The 14,450-nt window shown below is 65.8% G+C and carries 9 protein-coding genes and 1 pseudogene; 6 read left to right on the forward strand and 4 right to left on the reverse strand.

From position 1 onward, the window contains the following. Nucleotides 1–101 (reverse strand): annotated as a pseudogene (locus tag AC07X4_RS22135) (DUF4148 domain-containing protein); the annotation flags it as partial. 531 nt (nucleotides 102–632) lie between these two features. On the opposite strand from AC07X4_RS22135, the gene AC07X4_RS22140 reads away from it, so the two are divergent. The 4 genes from AC07X4_RS22140 (at nucleotide 633) to AC07X4_RS22155 (ending at nucleotide 8,039) form a co-directional block, all read left to right on the forward strand. Then, complete coding sequence (locus tag AC07X4_RS22140) at nucleotides 633–1,943, forward strand: HD-GYP domain-containing protein (protein ID WP_494741332.1); 1,311 nt, start codon at nucleotides 633–635, stop codon at nucleotides 1,941–1,943. Between the two features lie 310 nt (nucleotides 1,944–2,253). Beyond that, complete coding sequence (gene imuA / locus AC07X4_RS22145; protein ID WP_494741333.1) at nucleotides 2,254–3,192, forward strand: translesion DNA synthesis-associated protein ImuA; 939 nt, start codon at nucleotides 2,254–2,256, stop codon at nucleotides 3,190–3,192. Then, entirely contained in the window at nucleotides 3,155–4,756 is a 1,602-nt protein-coding gene (locus AC07X4_RS22150; protein WP_494741334.1) for a DNA polymerase Y subunit UmuC family protein, read from the forward strand. The genes imuA and AC07X4_RS22150 overlap by 38 nt, the downstream gene beginning before the upstream one ends. Nucleotides 4,757–4,775: 19 nt before the next feature. After that, nucleotides 4,776–8,039 (forward strand): error-prone DNA polymerase, encoded by a 3,264-nt coding sequence (locus AC07X4_RS22155; RefSeq protein WP_494741335.1) that lies wholly within the window; start codon nucleotides 4,776–4,778, stop codon nucleotides 8,037–8,039. Between the two features lie 276 nt (nucleotides 8,040–8,315). Here AC07X4_RS22155 and AC07X4_RS22160 read toward each other — a convergent pair whose 3' ends face one another. Continuing rightward, nucleotides 8,316–9,914 carry a methyl-accepting chemotaxis protein gene (locus AC07X4_RS22160; RefSeq protein ID WP_494741336.1) on the reverse strand — a complete coding sequence of 533 codons (1,599 nt, stop codon included), beginning with the start codon at nucleotides 9,912–9,914 and terminating at the stop codon, nucleotides 8,316–8,318. 417 nt (nucleotides 9,915–10,331) lie between these two features. On the opposite strand from AC07X4_RS22160, the gene AC07X4_RS22165 reads away from it, so the two are divergent. Beyond that, entirely contained in the window at nucleotides 10,332–11,150 is an 819-nt protein-coding gene (locus AC07X4_RS22165) for an alpha/beta hydrolase-fold protein (protein ID WP_494741337.1), read from the forward strand. A 102-nt stretch (nucleotides 11,151–11,252) separates the two neighbouring features. Here AC07X4_RS22165 and AC07X4_RS22170 read toward each other — a convergent pair whose 3' ends face one another. Continuing rightward, on the reverse strand, nucleotides 11,253–12,170 hold the full coding sequence (locus AC07X4_RS22170; protein WP_494741338.1) for a LysR family transcriptional regulator: 918 nt from the start codon (nucleotides 12,168–12,170) through the stop codon (nucleotides 11,253–11,255). A gap of 85 nt (nucleotides 12,171–12,255) precedes the next feature. Here AC07X4_RS22170 and AC07X4_RS22175 point away from each other — a divergent pair, with 85 nt between their 5' ends. After that, on the forward strand, nucleotides 12,256–13,092 hold the full coding sequence (locus AC07X4_RS22175; RefSeq protein ID WP_494741339.1) for a dienelactone hydrolase family protein: 837 nt from the start codon (nucleotides 12,256–12,258) through the stop codon (nucleotides 13,090–13,092). Between the two features lie 34 nt (nucleotides 13,093–13,126). On the opposite strand, the gene AC07X4_RS22180 is transcribed toward AC07X4_RS22175, so the two are convergent. Continuing rightward, complete coding sequence (locus AC07X4_RS22180; RefSeq protein WP_494741340.1) at nucleotides 13,127–14,398, reverse strand: lytic murein transglycosylase; 1,272 nt, start codon at nucleotides 14,396–14,398, stop codon at nucleotides 13,127–13,129. Nucleotides 14,399–14,450 lie beyond the last annotated feature (52 nt).

The following is a 14,450-nucleotide window of genomic DNA, read 5'->3' on the forward strand; positions in this document are numbered from 1 at the left end:
TTGGTGGCGAACTGCGAAGCATCGGCTTCGTCAGCCTGGGCGCCAAAAGAAGCGAAAGCGGCGACAGCGGCGATGGACAGGAAACGTGCGGTGTTGTTCATGATGGAAATCCTTGAAGTTAAAGAAGCGGCTCAAAAAACCGGAACAAAGCGCCAAAAACAAAGAAAGCTGCTTGGGACCGGGTTCGGTGAGTCGCCTTGCGGGTTCGGCTCATCGATGGGATGAACTGTACGCCGGTGGGGTGCAGAGAAAAACCACCGGGTCGCGAACTAACTGTTCCAGTATTGTGAACAATCAATGCGGAACTTTTCAGGGTTTACCCAAGCCTGACTGTCCAGGATCACCAAAAAGCAGGCTATCGGCGACATTGTTGAATGGAAACCCTGACGTCTATTTGGGACAATGACATTGGGGTGACAGGGGGCTTTGTCACCCCGGCGAGCCCCGGCGGGTCCAGGCCTTGGTCATGAGAATCCGGACGTGTGATCTCTGCCATGCGGCAAAAAACGAGCACGGGTAGCAGCGCCTGCTGCTTGATGTGCATCAAGATTGCATGTCTGTATCGCGTCACGCGAGTCAGTGCCCCGCAAGAGAACCCCCTATAGTGCGAAGTAACGATTTGTGTTGCTTGCATGACCGATATTCTTCTTTCAGCGGATGCCGAGGACGCTGACAGTCCCCATTACTTGCGTGCGCTGACCGACATGGCCGACCGGCGTACGGTGGTCGCAGGTGCTGCCATCTACACCGACAACGGCATCAAGCTGGTGGAGAAGGGCGCGCGCATCGACAGCCGCCTGTACGACCGCCTGGTGCAGCACAAGCTGCGCGAACCCATTGACCGCCATTTGTCCATCGAAAACCCGGTGGACGTGCCATCACTGCTGGCCCTGGGCCAGACGCTGATCGAGCAGGAAACCCTGCCCGCCATGCTGGCCGAGGCCCTGGGGTCCGGCGCCCGGTTGCTGGCGCCCCTGCGGTCCCTGCCGTTGCCTTCGGCGATGGCCTGCAAGCTCACCGTGATGCGTGACCAACGGCCCACGCTGTTCCAGCACAGTCTGGTGATGACTACCGTGGCGGTATTTCTGGCGGTCAAAAGCGGGCTGAGTGAGCGCGACTGCAGCACGGTGGCGGCTGCTGCGCTGCTGCATGACCTGGGTGTGCTGCACATGGACCCAGCCTGGGACGACCCGGACCACAAGATGGTAGGGGTAGGGCGCAAGCACCTGGTGGCCCACCCCATTTCGGCCATGCTCATGATCCGCGACACGCAGGCCTACCCACGCGCTGCCGAGGTCGCTGTGCTGGAGCACCATGAGCGCATGGACGGCAGCGGCTATCCACGCGCCTTGCCAGGGGCGGATATCACGCCCATGGGCCGCATCCTGCTACTGGCCGAAGTGGTGGCTGCCTTCTACGAGAAATACGACGACATGCCCGCGCAGCGGCTGTCGCTGGTGCTGCGGCTCAATCACCGCAAGTTTCCTTCGGCATTGGTGGCGTTCATCCTGCCGCTGCTGCAGGAGGAAGTGGCCCGCGAATCGGCCTTGATGCCTCTGGGTAACGATGCGCCCCGCCAGATCGAATTGCTGGCCGAAGCCTTTGCCTATTGGGACCAGCTCAAGGCGGCCTTGCCCCCGGACACGGCGGCCAAGTCTTCTGCGGGCACTGCCTTTGCGTTTACCGATTCCCGCCTCATGGCATTGCAAAAAGCCCTGATCGAAGCGGGTTCGCACCCCCGGCACCAGGGCGAGCTGCTGGCGCAATTGCAAGGCGACGCCATTGGCATGGCCGAGGTCGCCCTGGTGGGACGCGAGGCCCTGTGGCAACTGCAAAGCATTCTGAACGCCAGCCACCGCCGCTGGCCCCAGCTCTCGGACCGTGCCACGCCTGCTGATGCGGCGGTGGCGGACTGGTGCGACTGGGCGATGCGTACGCTGTAAGCAGACTTTCGGATCGACCCCGCGAGAGCACGGGGTTTGCCTCTTCCACTGGGTGCTCTGACGCGCGGCGTTTGCTGGGCATCGCAACCCGAAAGGAAGGTCTCCTCCGCCACGCCACTCGTCGTCGCGCGCCTGGATTGGCGTGGCGGGGGAGGCCTTGGCACTGGCAAAAATAGTGGGAACAAGCCCTTGCCTGCGTGGGCCTCCTCAGACCGACGTCCTTGGTGGGTCTTCGCTTCCAGGTTCACCCATTCGGCATAATACTGGTTATATTTACAGTATTCGTGTTGCCTCAATTTCTCCCACCACCATGCCTGCGCCACGCCCCTCTTTGCGGGTTGCGTCCGATTTGCCCATCCCCGTGCCTGGGGTGTGGCATGCCGACGCGCTGGGGGCCAGCGCGCAGCGCGTATTGCCTTCGGGCCATGCCGCGCTGGATGCCCAGCTGCCGGGCGGCGGCTGGCCTGTGGGGGCCCTGAGCGAAGTGCTGCAGCCTCTGGCGGGCCTGCACGAATGGCAACTGGTGCTGCCCGCACTGGTGCAGGCCACGGCCCGGCAGAGCGGGGCCGTGGTGCTGGTGGCGCCGCCGTGCGAGCCTTTTGGCCTGGCCCTGCAGTCGCAGGGGTTGCGGGCAGAGCGGGTGTGTGTGGTGCATGCCGACTCGCCCATGGTCGCCTTGTGGGCGGCCGAGCAGGCGCTGCGCTGCCAGGGCGTGCTGGCCGTCATGGCCTGGCTGCCCCAGGCGCAGCCTGCCGCTTTGCGGCGGTTGCAATTGGCGGCGGCCCAGCAGCAGCAATTGTTGTGGGTGTTTCGTCCGGTCGATGCCCCAGGGCCTGCATCGCGGGTGTCTCAGGCGTCGCCGGCCCAATTGCGGCTGCAGGTGCAGGGGCTGGCTTTGCCAGGGGATGCCGCAGCAGCCCCCGGCATGCAGGTGCAGATCCTCAAGCGCCGGGGGCCTCCGCTGGCGCAGGCGCTCCAACTGCCGGGCTGCCACCCTCAGCTGGCGCAGGTGCTGGTGGCACAGGCCGAGCGGCGCCGCGCTGCGCAAGAGGCCGCCATTGCCCAGATGGCGGGGCGCCAGGCCGCGGCCGCCCGTGTGGCCGGGGTCTTGGCGGGTTCGCTGGCGCGCCATGTGCCCCCAGTCCAGCCCATATGCGAGCCCGTATGCGAGCCAGGAGGCCGACCCGGAGGCCGGCCAGAAGGGAGCAGGCATGCACTGGATCGCCCTGCCATTGCCCTGGTGCGATGAGGCCGCCGCCTTGGCGGGTACAGGCACGGATAGAAATATCGGAGTGCTGAACGCCGCGGCCGGCTGGTGGGCCTTGCGCTTCACGCCGCGTGTGGCGCTGGCCGATGGCGAGGCGGTGTTGCTGGAGGTGTCCACCACCGAACGCCTGTGGGGCGGGCGCGATGCGCTGCAGGCACTGGTGCTGCAAGCCTGGGCCGATGCGTCGACCCGATGCGAAGGGGAGGGCGTCGCCCCTCCACCCGTCCGCAGCACTGAAGAGCCTGCCCATTCCTTTGGAGCGACCACAGCCCCTGTGTCCCATGCACCGACTGTGTGGGGCAGAGGCCCCACCGCCCTGGTTGCCCAGGCCAGGCTGCGTATGGCATTGGCAGGGCGCCCCTGCCCACCGCAGGGCAGTGCAGAGAGCCTGCCTTTGCACACGCTGACGGCGCTGCGTCCCCATGTGGCCAGCCTGGAGCGCATGGGGTGCCGCACCTGGGGGGCGCTGCGGGCGCTGCCGCGCGCGGGCGTGGCGCGGCGCCTGGGGGCGGGCGTGCTGCAAGTGCTGGACCAGGCCCTGGGCGATGCCCCCGAGGCCCATGCCTGGCTGCAACTGCCCGAGCAGTTTGTGTTGACCACCGAGCTGCCCGCCTTGGCCGCGTCGGCCGACGCACTGTTGTGGAGCGCCAGCCGCAGCCTGACGGCCCTGCAGGCCTGGCTGCAGGCGCGCCAGCAGGGTGTGCTGGCGCTGGAGTTGGCCTGGCGTCACGATCTGCGGCGCCTGGATGGCGTGGCGCTGCCCCCCACCCAGGCGCTGCAAGTGCGCACCGCCCAGGCCACCCACGACCTGGTGCACCTGCGGCGCCTGCTGGCCGAAAACCTGGCGCGCACCACGCTGGCCGCGCCGGTCAACCAGATCACGCTGCGGCTGCTCGAATCGGCACCGTTGCCGCACCGCAGTGCCAGCCTGCTGCCCCCGGGGGAGGTGGGCGGGCGTGACCCCACAAGCCATGGCAGCACCGACCCGGCCGGTACCCCCGGCGAGGCCCTGCACCAACTGCTGGAGCGCCTGTCGGCCCGCCTGGGGGCCGACCACGTGGTGGCCCCGGTGCTGCTGGCCGACCATCGGCCCGAACGCATGCAGCAATGGCGACCGGCCGCTGAAGTGCTGGGCATGCCTTCGGCTGTGATGCGCAATGCAGCCACGCGGACACCCACCGGTCCTGTGCCCGCGCGTGCGGACGGTGCTTCGCAAGGCATCGTCCCGGATGCCCCCTTGCTGCCCACCTGGCTGCTGAACCCGCCCCGGCAGCTGGCTGTGCAGGGCAACCGCCCCTGCCACCACGGCCTGTTGCGCTTGCTGGCCGGGCCCCACCGGTTGGAGGCGGGCTGGTGGTCTGCCATGGATGACGCTGTAGACCCAGCACGCCCCTGCGCAGACTTGGCCTTGCGCGACTACTTTGTGGCCCACAACGACGTGGCGGGGTTGGTGTGGGTGTTTCGCGAGCGCCTGGCGCCTGCGCTGGATGGCACGCCAGCGGTGGCTCGCCCACACCGCTGGTTCTTGCACGGAATCTTTGGGTGAGCGGGCAGGGTGGTTGTGCATGGGTTTGACGCACCGACATCCTTCACAGGCCACTGCGGTGCCAGGCCCCGCAGCGGGCGCGGGCGAGCTGCCGGGCTATGCCGAGCTGCACTGCCTGTCCAACTTCAGCTTTCAGCGCGGCGCATCGCACCCGCAAGAGCTGGTCACGCGTGCTGCCAAGCTCGGCTACCAGGCGCTGGCGCTGACGGACGAATGCTCCGTGGCCGGCGTGGTGCGTGCCTGGGGGGCGGCCAAGGAATGTGGCCTGCACCTCATCGTGGGCAGCGAGTTTTTGTGGGGTGACCTGCGGCTGGTGGCACTGGCGCGCGATGCCGAGGGCTGGGGCAACCTGTGCGAGTTCATCACCGCCGCCCGCGCCGCTGCGCCCAAGGGGCAATACCGCGTGGGTGCGGACAGCCCCTGGCACTTGCTGCAGGGGTGCGAGCTGCTGCTGGCACCATGCCGTCAGCGCTTTGATGCTTCTGATTTTGTAGCAATCAGCGCATGTATCACTAGCGCTACCGGCCAGTTAGGCTCTCAAAAGGCTCCGCATGTGTGGCTGGCGGTCGAATTGCACCAGGCCGCCGACGACAGCCTGTGGCTGGCCACGCTGCAGCGCGTGGGCGCTGCACTGCAGCTGCCGCTGGTGGCGGCGGGCGACGTGCACATGCACGCCCGCTCGCGCAAGCCGCTGCAGGATGTGATCACCGCCGTGAAGCGCGGCTGCACCGTGGCCGAGTGCGGCTTTGCGCTGCAGCCCAACGCCGAGCGCCACCTGCGCCAGCGCGTGCGGCTGGCGGGCATCTACCCGCCCGAATTGCTGGCGGCCACGCTCACCGTGGCCGGGCGCTGCACTTTCAGCCTGAGTGAGATCCAGTACCGCTACCCGCTGGAGACCGTGCCCGAGGGCATGACACCTGCCCAGGCACTGGCCTGGCTGGTAGAGCTGGGGGTGCGAAGCCATTACCCGCTGGGCGCGCCCGAGGGCGTGCAGGCGCAGATCCGCAAAGAGCTCGACCTGATCGCGCACTGCGGGTATGAGATGTATTTCCTGACCGTGCACGACATCGTGCGGTTTGCGCGCAGCGTGGGCATCCTGTGCCAGGGCCGGGGCTCGGCGGCGAACTCGGTGGTCTGCTACGTGCTGGGTATCACGGCGGTGGCCCCCGAGCAGTCCCACCTGCTGTTCGAGCGCTTCATCAGCAAGGAGCGCAGCGAGCCTCCTGACATTGATGTGGACTTCGAACACGACCGGCGCGAAGAGGTCATCCAGTACATCTACGACAAATACGGCCGCGACCGCGCCGCCATCGCCGCCGTGGTCACCTGCTACCGCACACGCAGCGCCCTGCGCGACGTGGGCAAGGCCCTGGGCGTGGCGCCCGCCCTGGTCGATGCGTTTGCCAAAGACCACCACTGGTTTGACGAAACCTTTGCCACCGACCGCCTGCAGGAGCTGGCCCAGGCGGTGGGCGTGTCGCTGCACCGGCACATCGCCCGGCTGTGGCTGGAGCTGGCTGCCGACCTGAAGGATTTTCCGCGCCACCTGAGCCAGCATGTGGGCGGCTTTGTGCTGACCCAGGGCAAGCTCACGCGGCTGGTGCCGGTGGAGCCCGCCAGCATGAAGGACCGCTCCGTCATCCAGTGGGACAAGGACGACCTGGATGAGATGAAGCTGCTCAAGGTCGATGTGCTGGCCCTGGGCATGCTCAGCGCGCTGCGCCGCTGCCTCAACCTGCGCGCAGCCCTGCGCGGCGAGCACTGGGGTCTCAAGGAAATCCCGCGCGAAGACCCTGCCACCTACGACATGATCTGCGCCGCCGACACCGTGGGCGTGTTCCAGATCGAAAGCCGCGCCCAGATGAGCATGCTGCCCCGCCTGCAGCCGCGCGAGTTCTACGACCTGGTGGTCGAGGTCGCCATCGTGCGCCCCGGCCCCATCCAGGGGGGCATGGTGCACCCCTACCTGCAGGCGCGCGAGCGCCGGCGCAAGGGCGAGCCTCTGCAACTGGAAAAGCCGGAGCTGGAGGACGCCCTGGCGCGCACGCTGGGCGTGCCCATCTTCCAGGAGCAGGTGATGCAGATCGCCATGATCGCGGCGGGCTTCACCCCCGGCATGGCCGACGACCTGCGCCGCTCCATGGCCGCCTGGAAGCGCAAGGGGGGCGTGCATCGCTTTGAAGAGCCTCTCAAACAAGGCATGAAAGACAGGGACTACCCCGCCGAATTTGCCGACCGCATCTTCCAGCAGATGCTGGGCTTTGGCGAATACGGCTTTCCTGAAAGCCACGCCCACAGCTTTGCGCTGCTGGCCTATGCCAGCAGCTGGCTCAAGTGCCACGAGCCCGCGTGCTTTTTGGCGGCGCTGCTCAACTCGTTGCCCATGGGCTTTTACAGCGCCTCGCAACTGGTGCAGGACGCCCGCCGCCACGGCGTGCGCGTGCTGCCCATCGACGTGACCGTGAGCGACATCGACTGCACGCTGGAGGGCAACCCCGAGCCGCTGCGCCCCGCACGTGGCCTGGGCGCACCGCCGCTGCCCCAGCCCGCCGTGCGCCTGGGCCTTCGGATGGTCAGCAGCCTGCACACAGACGCCGCCAAACGCCTGCTGCACGCCCGCGCCACAGGCCCCGCCTTTGCCACCACCGAAGACCTGGCCTTGCGTGCCCAACTGAGCCAGCAAGACCTGCAAGCCCTGGCCGCCGCCGATGCCCTGGCCAGCCTGTCGGGCCACCGGCGCCAGCAGATGTGGGACGCCGCCGCCCAGCACAGCGCGCCGCCCCTGTGGCGCGACGTGCCCGTGCACGAGGCCCCGCTGCAACTGCCCGAGGCGCCCGAGGGCGAAGAAATCCTGTTCGACTATGCCGCCACCGGCCTCACGTTGCGCCGCCACCCCCTGGCCCTGCTGCGCCCCCGCCTGGCCCGCTGGCGCCTGCAAACCGCCCTGCAACTGCACAACGCCGCCCACGGCCGCAAGGTGCGCGCCTGCGGCATCGTCACGGTGCGGCAGCGCCCTGGCACCGCCAAGGGCACCATGTTCGTCACGCTGGAAGACGAAACCGGCCCCGTCAACGTCATCGTCTGGCCCGCCTTGGTCGATGTGTGGCGCAATGCGCTGCTGCGGTCGCAGCTGCTGGCGGTGGAAGGGATGTGGCAATGCAGCGCCGGCCCACCCGGCAGCACGGCGGTGGTGCGCCACCTGGTGGCCCAGCGCTTCAAGGACCTGACGCCCCTACTGGGCCGCATGGGGCAGGCGCTGCAGGGGAGCCGGGATTTCCATTAAAGGAGAGTTTCCGAGGCTTGTAGCGAGGGATGGCAGTCAGGCTAAACAGCGGCCCATGGGGCTTGCGCGCCGCCAGGCCCTCCAACGCCTGGCACTCTAGATAGAGCGCTTGACTGCTTGTTGTATGCAGCCGTTGAAGACGGGGCTCCAAAAGAAAGCCCGCACAAGGCGGGCCAAGAGTGAGGATGTCGGCAAAGGGCAAAGCCGACGGTCGATGGTAGCGGTCTTGGCGCGCCAAGCCCACCCGACGATGGTCGTATTGCGCAGGTTGCAAGCCTATTGAAGGCGAGGCGCTGCGAACGATAGCCCAGGCATGCGTGCCAAAGCTCCGCGGCCACCAGGCAATTTGAAGAACGCGACCGCACTGACAAGTTCTGCAGCCTGATTGTTCAAGCTGCTCGCCGCGGCTGCCATCTCTTCCACCAACGCGGCATTCTGTTGGGTGACCTGGTCCATTTGGGTCACAGCTTCGCCCACCTGCGCCACGCCCTGGCTTTGCTCTTGGCTGGCAGCGCTGATCTCACCCATGAGGTCCGTCACCCGCTTGATGGCGCCAACCACTTCCGTCATCGTCGTGCCTGCTTGGTCCACCAGGGTTGTGCCCTGACTCACTCTCGAAACGCTGTCATCGATCAGCGTTTTGATCTCTTTGGCCGCTTCTGCGCTGCGCTGTGCCAAGTTGCGCACCTCGGTGGCCACCACGGCAAAACCGCGGCCCTGTTCGCCGGCCCGTGCTGCTTCCACCGCTGCGTTCAGTGCCAGGATGTTGGTCTGGAACGCAATGCCATCGATGACGCTGATGATGTCCGCAATTCTCTTGCTGCTGTCGTTGATGCCCTTCATGGTTTCGACGACCTGACCGACCACCTCGCCCCCTTGTATTGCGACCGTAGAGGCGCTCATTGCCAGCTGGTTGGCCTGGCGTGCGTTGTCTGCGTTTTGCCGGACGGTGGAGTTCAGCTCTTCCATGGACGCCGCAGTCTCTTCCAGCGCACTGGCCTGTTGCTCCGTGCGGGCGCTCAGATCGTGGTTGCCCTGGGCAATTTCTGAGGAGGCCGTAGACACGTTCTCAGAGTTTTGCCGAACCATGCTCACGGTGTTCACCAGGCTTTGCTGCATGCGCTCCAGCGCTGCCATGAGCTGTCCCGTTTCATCCGTACTGGTGACCTGGATGGTGGTGCTCAGGTCACCACCAGCCACATGCTCTGCCAGTTGCACGGCTTGGGCCAACGGGCGGGTGATGGAGCGCACCAGCAAGAGGGCTGTCACCACGGCCAGCACTATCGCAAGGGTCGAGATCATCAGCAGCGTTGCGCGTGCATTGGCATAGGTTGCCTCCGACTCTGCCCGGGATGCCTCCGAGCCATCGCTATTGATCTTTACCAGCTGGTCCAGCGTCTCCATGGTCAGATCAAACAGCTTCTTGGACTCACCCTCCACGAGACTCCGTGCCTGATCGTTTTCGTTCTTGCGCGAGAGTGCAAGCACGCGGTCATCCATCTCACGGTACTGCTTCCATTGCTGCACGAGCTGGTCATATGCCTTGCGCTCGTTGTCCCCGCTGATGAGCTTCTCGTAGGCCTTCAATGACTGATCCAGTTTCTGCCGGTCGGTCACTACCTTCTTGTCAATCGCCTCCATCGCCGCCGCGTCGGTATTCATGACATGACCCAATACTGTCATGCGTGCCACCAACAGCTGCGAGTCCATCTCATTGGCTGCCCGCACACTGGGGAGCCAGTTGTCCGCAATTTCCACGGTGGCTGACCGCATGGTGGAGAGCTGGAGGGCAGCCAGCCCTGCAAGCCCCATCAGCAGCAATATCAGGGTGGCAAATGCACCGTACAGGCGGGTCGAGATTTTCAGATTTTTCATGTCGGCATCTTTCTGGATGGTCTTGTCTCGACGGGATTCCTTGAATCCTCTCCAACCCGGGCAGTCATGGCACGGGCGTTGGGCTTGACCTTCAACGGCCTGTTTTCACCTGCCGCTAAGGTTGCTGCCTGTTGATTTAATCAAATATATCATATTAATCATTTGCAGGTAAAGGCCAAGATCATTTTTCGGTGTCTGTCCGGCATTCGGACCGACCCTTCAGGTGTGCTCCGCGAGCCGGAATCGAGCGTCTTCTGTTCCCGGGCCCTCGTTCTTGGCAGCATGAAGCGGCTGGATTAACTTGGTCTTAAGGAATTTGTCTGTCACCCACGCAGCCGTGCGCCGCGCGGGGGCCCCTAAGATGGCCGGGGTGTGTCGCATTCACCCGCCACCATGGCGCAGCAGGAGGAACCACACATGGGCATGGAGTTTCAGCACGCGCGTAGAAGTGCGCTCATTTGCGCGGCGTCCGCCGTCCTGACCGCCTGCGGAGGCGGAGGGGCCGGCGACGGTGCAGGGCCCGCCGCATCAGGCCAGGTGATCAACTCCACCATCAAGTCGGTTGCCAATGGCAACACGTACGCCATTCAGGTTTTCTTGCCAGAGTCGTACGCCAACAGCACGACCGTTTTGCCTGTGATCTACGCGACCGAAGGGGACGCTCCGTACGGGGGCGCCAATCGCTCGCGCTTTGACACGTTCAAAGAGGTCATGCAGCGCCGGGGTACCCAGGCTGTTTTGGTTGGCATTGGGGGAACGGCCTGGAGGGGCACTGACTTTCTCATGCCCGGCGCAACGAAGTATCTCGACTTTCTGGTGAAAGAACTGGCGCCCACCATTGAGAGCCAGTACCGGATTGATCGCAAACGAAGGGCGTTGTCGGGCTTGTCCCATGGTGGGTACTTCGTTCTGGCCGCGTTGATACTGGAGGCGCGTGCAGGTGTGACCCCCAGTTTTTCATACTACCTGTCGACAGAGTGCAGCGTGGGGGAGCACACCAGCCCGGCGGGGGTCTTAGCGTTTGAAAAGCAGATTGATGGAAAGGCTGTGCCAGCGACCTTGTTCCTTGCGGGTGCGAGTGGCGGCAACCACCCACTGATCGGTATCCCTGTTTTCAATCAGATCGCCTCTCAGAACCTACCGGGCCTGGTATCGCTCAAGGCCGAGTACAACACTTCGCATGTCGGTGCGGATGTGCCTGCATTTGAAGATGCGTTGAAGCGGTTCTTTTCCTAGGCGGGCGTTGTGCTGCGGCGCCTGCACCTGCGCCAGCGTCCGGCGCCACGAACCAATGCACTTTTCTCGGTCATTGCCACGTGCAGACATCGGGTCATCCCTTCATGACTCCAGCTTCACCAGGCGATGCAGCTGTGCCCCTCTGGCTCCCGCAACCACCGCCTCTATCAATGCCCGCGCGGACATTGACAGCGCTCGGTCCCTCTGCTGCATCACAAACACTTCGCGCTGCACGGTAGGACGCAGGGGCGAAAAGCGCAAATCGGCAGCATCCCTGTGCGATGCGCCCAGTGCAGACATCACCGCAATGCCCACGCCAGCCCGTGCCATGGCCAATTGCAGGGCGAGGCTGGAGACTTCCACCCCATGGTCCATGTGTGCCACCAGGTCAGAGCCTTGCGCGCGCAGCACGCTGACGATGCTGGTGTCGCTGCCTTCCTTCAGCAGAGGCAGGTCGCCCAGTGTTTCGGTACGGACCCAGGCCTTGAGCTGGTGCAGCTGTGGGTTGAACAGAAGACCCAGCGGTGCGCTCAGCAGCTTGGTGCAGCGCAGGGCCTCGGTGCGGCCTACGGGGGAGCCAATGCCGAAGTCCACCTCGCCTTGTGCCACGCGGCGGGTGATGCCTTGACTGTTGTCGTTGACCACGCGCACCCGCACGCCAGGGTGTGTTTTGACGAAGGACTGGAGGGTGTCGGGCAGCACGGCGCAACCAAAGGCCTCGCCCACGGCCAGGCAGACCGAGCCGCGTTGGCCCGTGGCTTCACCCTGGATCAGGGCGGCGGCCTCCGTCAGGTCGTGCAGCAACCGTTGGGCGACGGGCAGGAATCGCTCACCCTCTGGCGTCAAGGCCAGTTGGCGGGTGGTGCGCAGGAAGAGCGCGACCCCCAGCTGGCTCTCAAACTCTTGCAGCGCGCGGGTGAGCGCGGGCTGGCTGATGTGCAGGGCCTCGCTGGCGCGCGAGATGTTGCCCACGGCGGCGGTGGTCACAAACATGCGCAGCTGGCGTTGGGTGAGATTCATAATGATTGGCTATGAATTGCATCAATTGATGCATTGGACAGGAATTGTGCCGCTTTCTACAGTGCAACCCCAAAGGAGTTGCACCATGAAAAAAATCTCGACCCTGTCTCTGGCCATCCTGTTGTCTCTGGGCCTTAATGCTGCCCAAGCCCAAACACCAGTAGGGGAGGTCAAGGGCACAGCGACAGTCCACACCGATGCGTCTGCCAAAGGCGTGATGGCAGGGGCGCAGCTGGTGTTGCCCGCCCAGGCCACCGGAGGCGCCGCCTATGTGGGGGCGTTCAAGGATGCGCCCGCCACGGTGCGCAACAAGGTGCCCGTGGTGGTGTTCCTGCATGGCTCGTCGGGCCTGGGGCTCAAGGCCATTGGCGAGTGGCAGCAATGGCTGGGCAGCCTGGGCATTGCCAGCGTGGCGCCCGACTCATTTGCGCTGCCTGACCGCGTGACCTACAAGTCGCCCGCCAACAAGGAGGCGTACGAAAAAATCCACGCGCTGCGCCGGTCGGAGATCACCCTGGCACTGCAGACCTTGCAGACCCAGCCTTGGGCGGACATGCAGCGTCTGGTGCTCGCAGGCACCAGCGAGGGCGCGATGGCCGTGGCACGCTATGGCGGCGCCGAGTTTGCGGGCCGCATCATCTTTTCGTGGAGTTGTGAGGACAACTACTTTGTGGAGCGGCCCGACACGGCCGTGGTGCCGGGACAGCAGGTGCTGAACATCATCAGCGCAACCGACCCCTTCTTTTCACCCACCAACACCTGGCTGGGCAACGCATCGGCCAGCGGGCATTGCGCCCGGGCCTTCAAAGACCATCCGCAGGCCAGTGTGGTGTTGATTCCCGGCGCGCCCCACACACTGCTGAACCTGCGGGCAGCGCGGCAGCCGGTGCAGGGCTTTCTGGTGGACTTGTTGAAGCTCTGAAAACCACGGGTGCACCACGACTGCTGCAGGGCATTCAGGGCGCCTGCAGCTTTTGCAGCAGTTCCAGCGTCGGATACCCGTCAGCCACCACGCCCAAGCTGCGCTGGTAGCCGCGCAGGCCCGCGCGGGTGGCGGGGCCCATCACGCCGTCCGGGGTGCCTGCGGCAAAGCCTTTGCGGTTCAGGGCCTCTTGCAGGGCCTGCAGCTGTGCGCGCGACAGCGGCTCGATGTCGCGGGGCCAGGGGGCGGCCACCGGGCCCCCACCGTCGATCTGCCGCGCCAGCAGCGCCACGCCCAGCGCGTAGTTGACCGAGTTGTTGTAGCGCAGGATGGTGCGAAAGTTGTTGCCCACCAAAAACGCCGGGCCCCGTGCACCCGCAGGGGTGGCGATGGAGGCCCCGGCCAGGTCGGGCAGCGGCGCCCCGTCGATGGACCGCAGCCCTTCGGACTCCCACTGGGCTGTGGTCTGGCGCACGGCGGGGTCGGCGCGGGCGTGGTCGAACGTGGGGGGCAACTGCACTTCGGCCCCCCAAGGCTCGCCAGACTTCCAGCCCGACCGGGCAAGGAAATGCGCGGTGGATGCCGTCACATCCGGCACGCTGCCCCAGATGTCGCGGTGCCCGTCGCCGTCGGCATCCACAGCGTAGGCCAGGAACACCGAGGGCAGGAACTGGGTGTGCCCCATGGCCCCGGCCCACGATCCGATCATGCGGTCGGCGGCGATGTCGCCCTGGTCGATGATGCGCAGCGCTGCCAGCAGCTCGGTCTGCGCCCAGGCGCGGCGGCGGCCTTCATACGCTAGGGTGGCTAATGCATCCACCGTGCGGAAGGTGCCAAAGTTGCTGCCGTAGTTGCTCTCCATGCCCCAGATGGCGGTGATGACGCTGGCCGGCACGCCGTAGCGGGCGGCTGCCGCCTGCAGGGCGGTGCTGTGCGCCGCCAATTGCGCTTGGCCCTGGGCGATGCGCTGGGGGGAGACGGCGCTGTCGAGGTACGCCCATGGGGTGCGGGTGAACTCTGGCTGGGCGCGGTCCAGCTCGACCACGCGGGGCAGCCACTGCGCCTTGCCCAGCACGTCGCGCACAGTGGCGGGGCGAATGCCCGCCTCCAGCGCCTGGGCCGAAAAGCTGCTCAGCCATTGGGCAAAGCCGGTCGTGTGGTCGGCATCGGGACTGGCCTGCTGCGGAGTGGCGGCTGTGGTGGGCGACGTTGTGGGTGGTGTGGCCGCAGCCACAGGTTTTGCTGCGGGTGTGGTGGTGGGGCCGGGGGCTGACGCGCAGCCCGCGAGGGCGAGGGCGGCTGCCAGAGCCACTCCGGCAACGCCTGTGGGGGCGTGGGAAGCTGCGACGGGCAGGGCG

The organism is Acidovorax sp. GW460-11-11-14-LB4 (assembly GCF_059423685.1).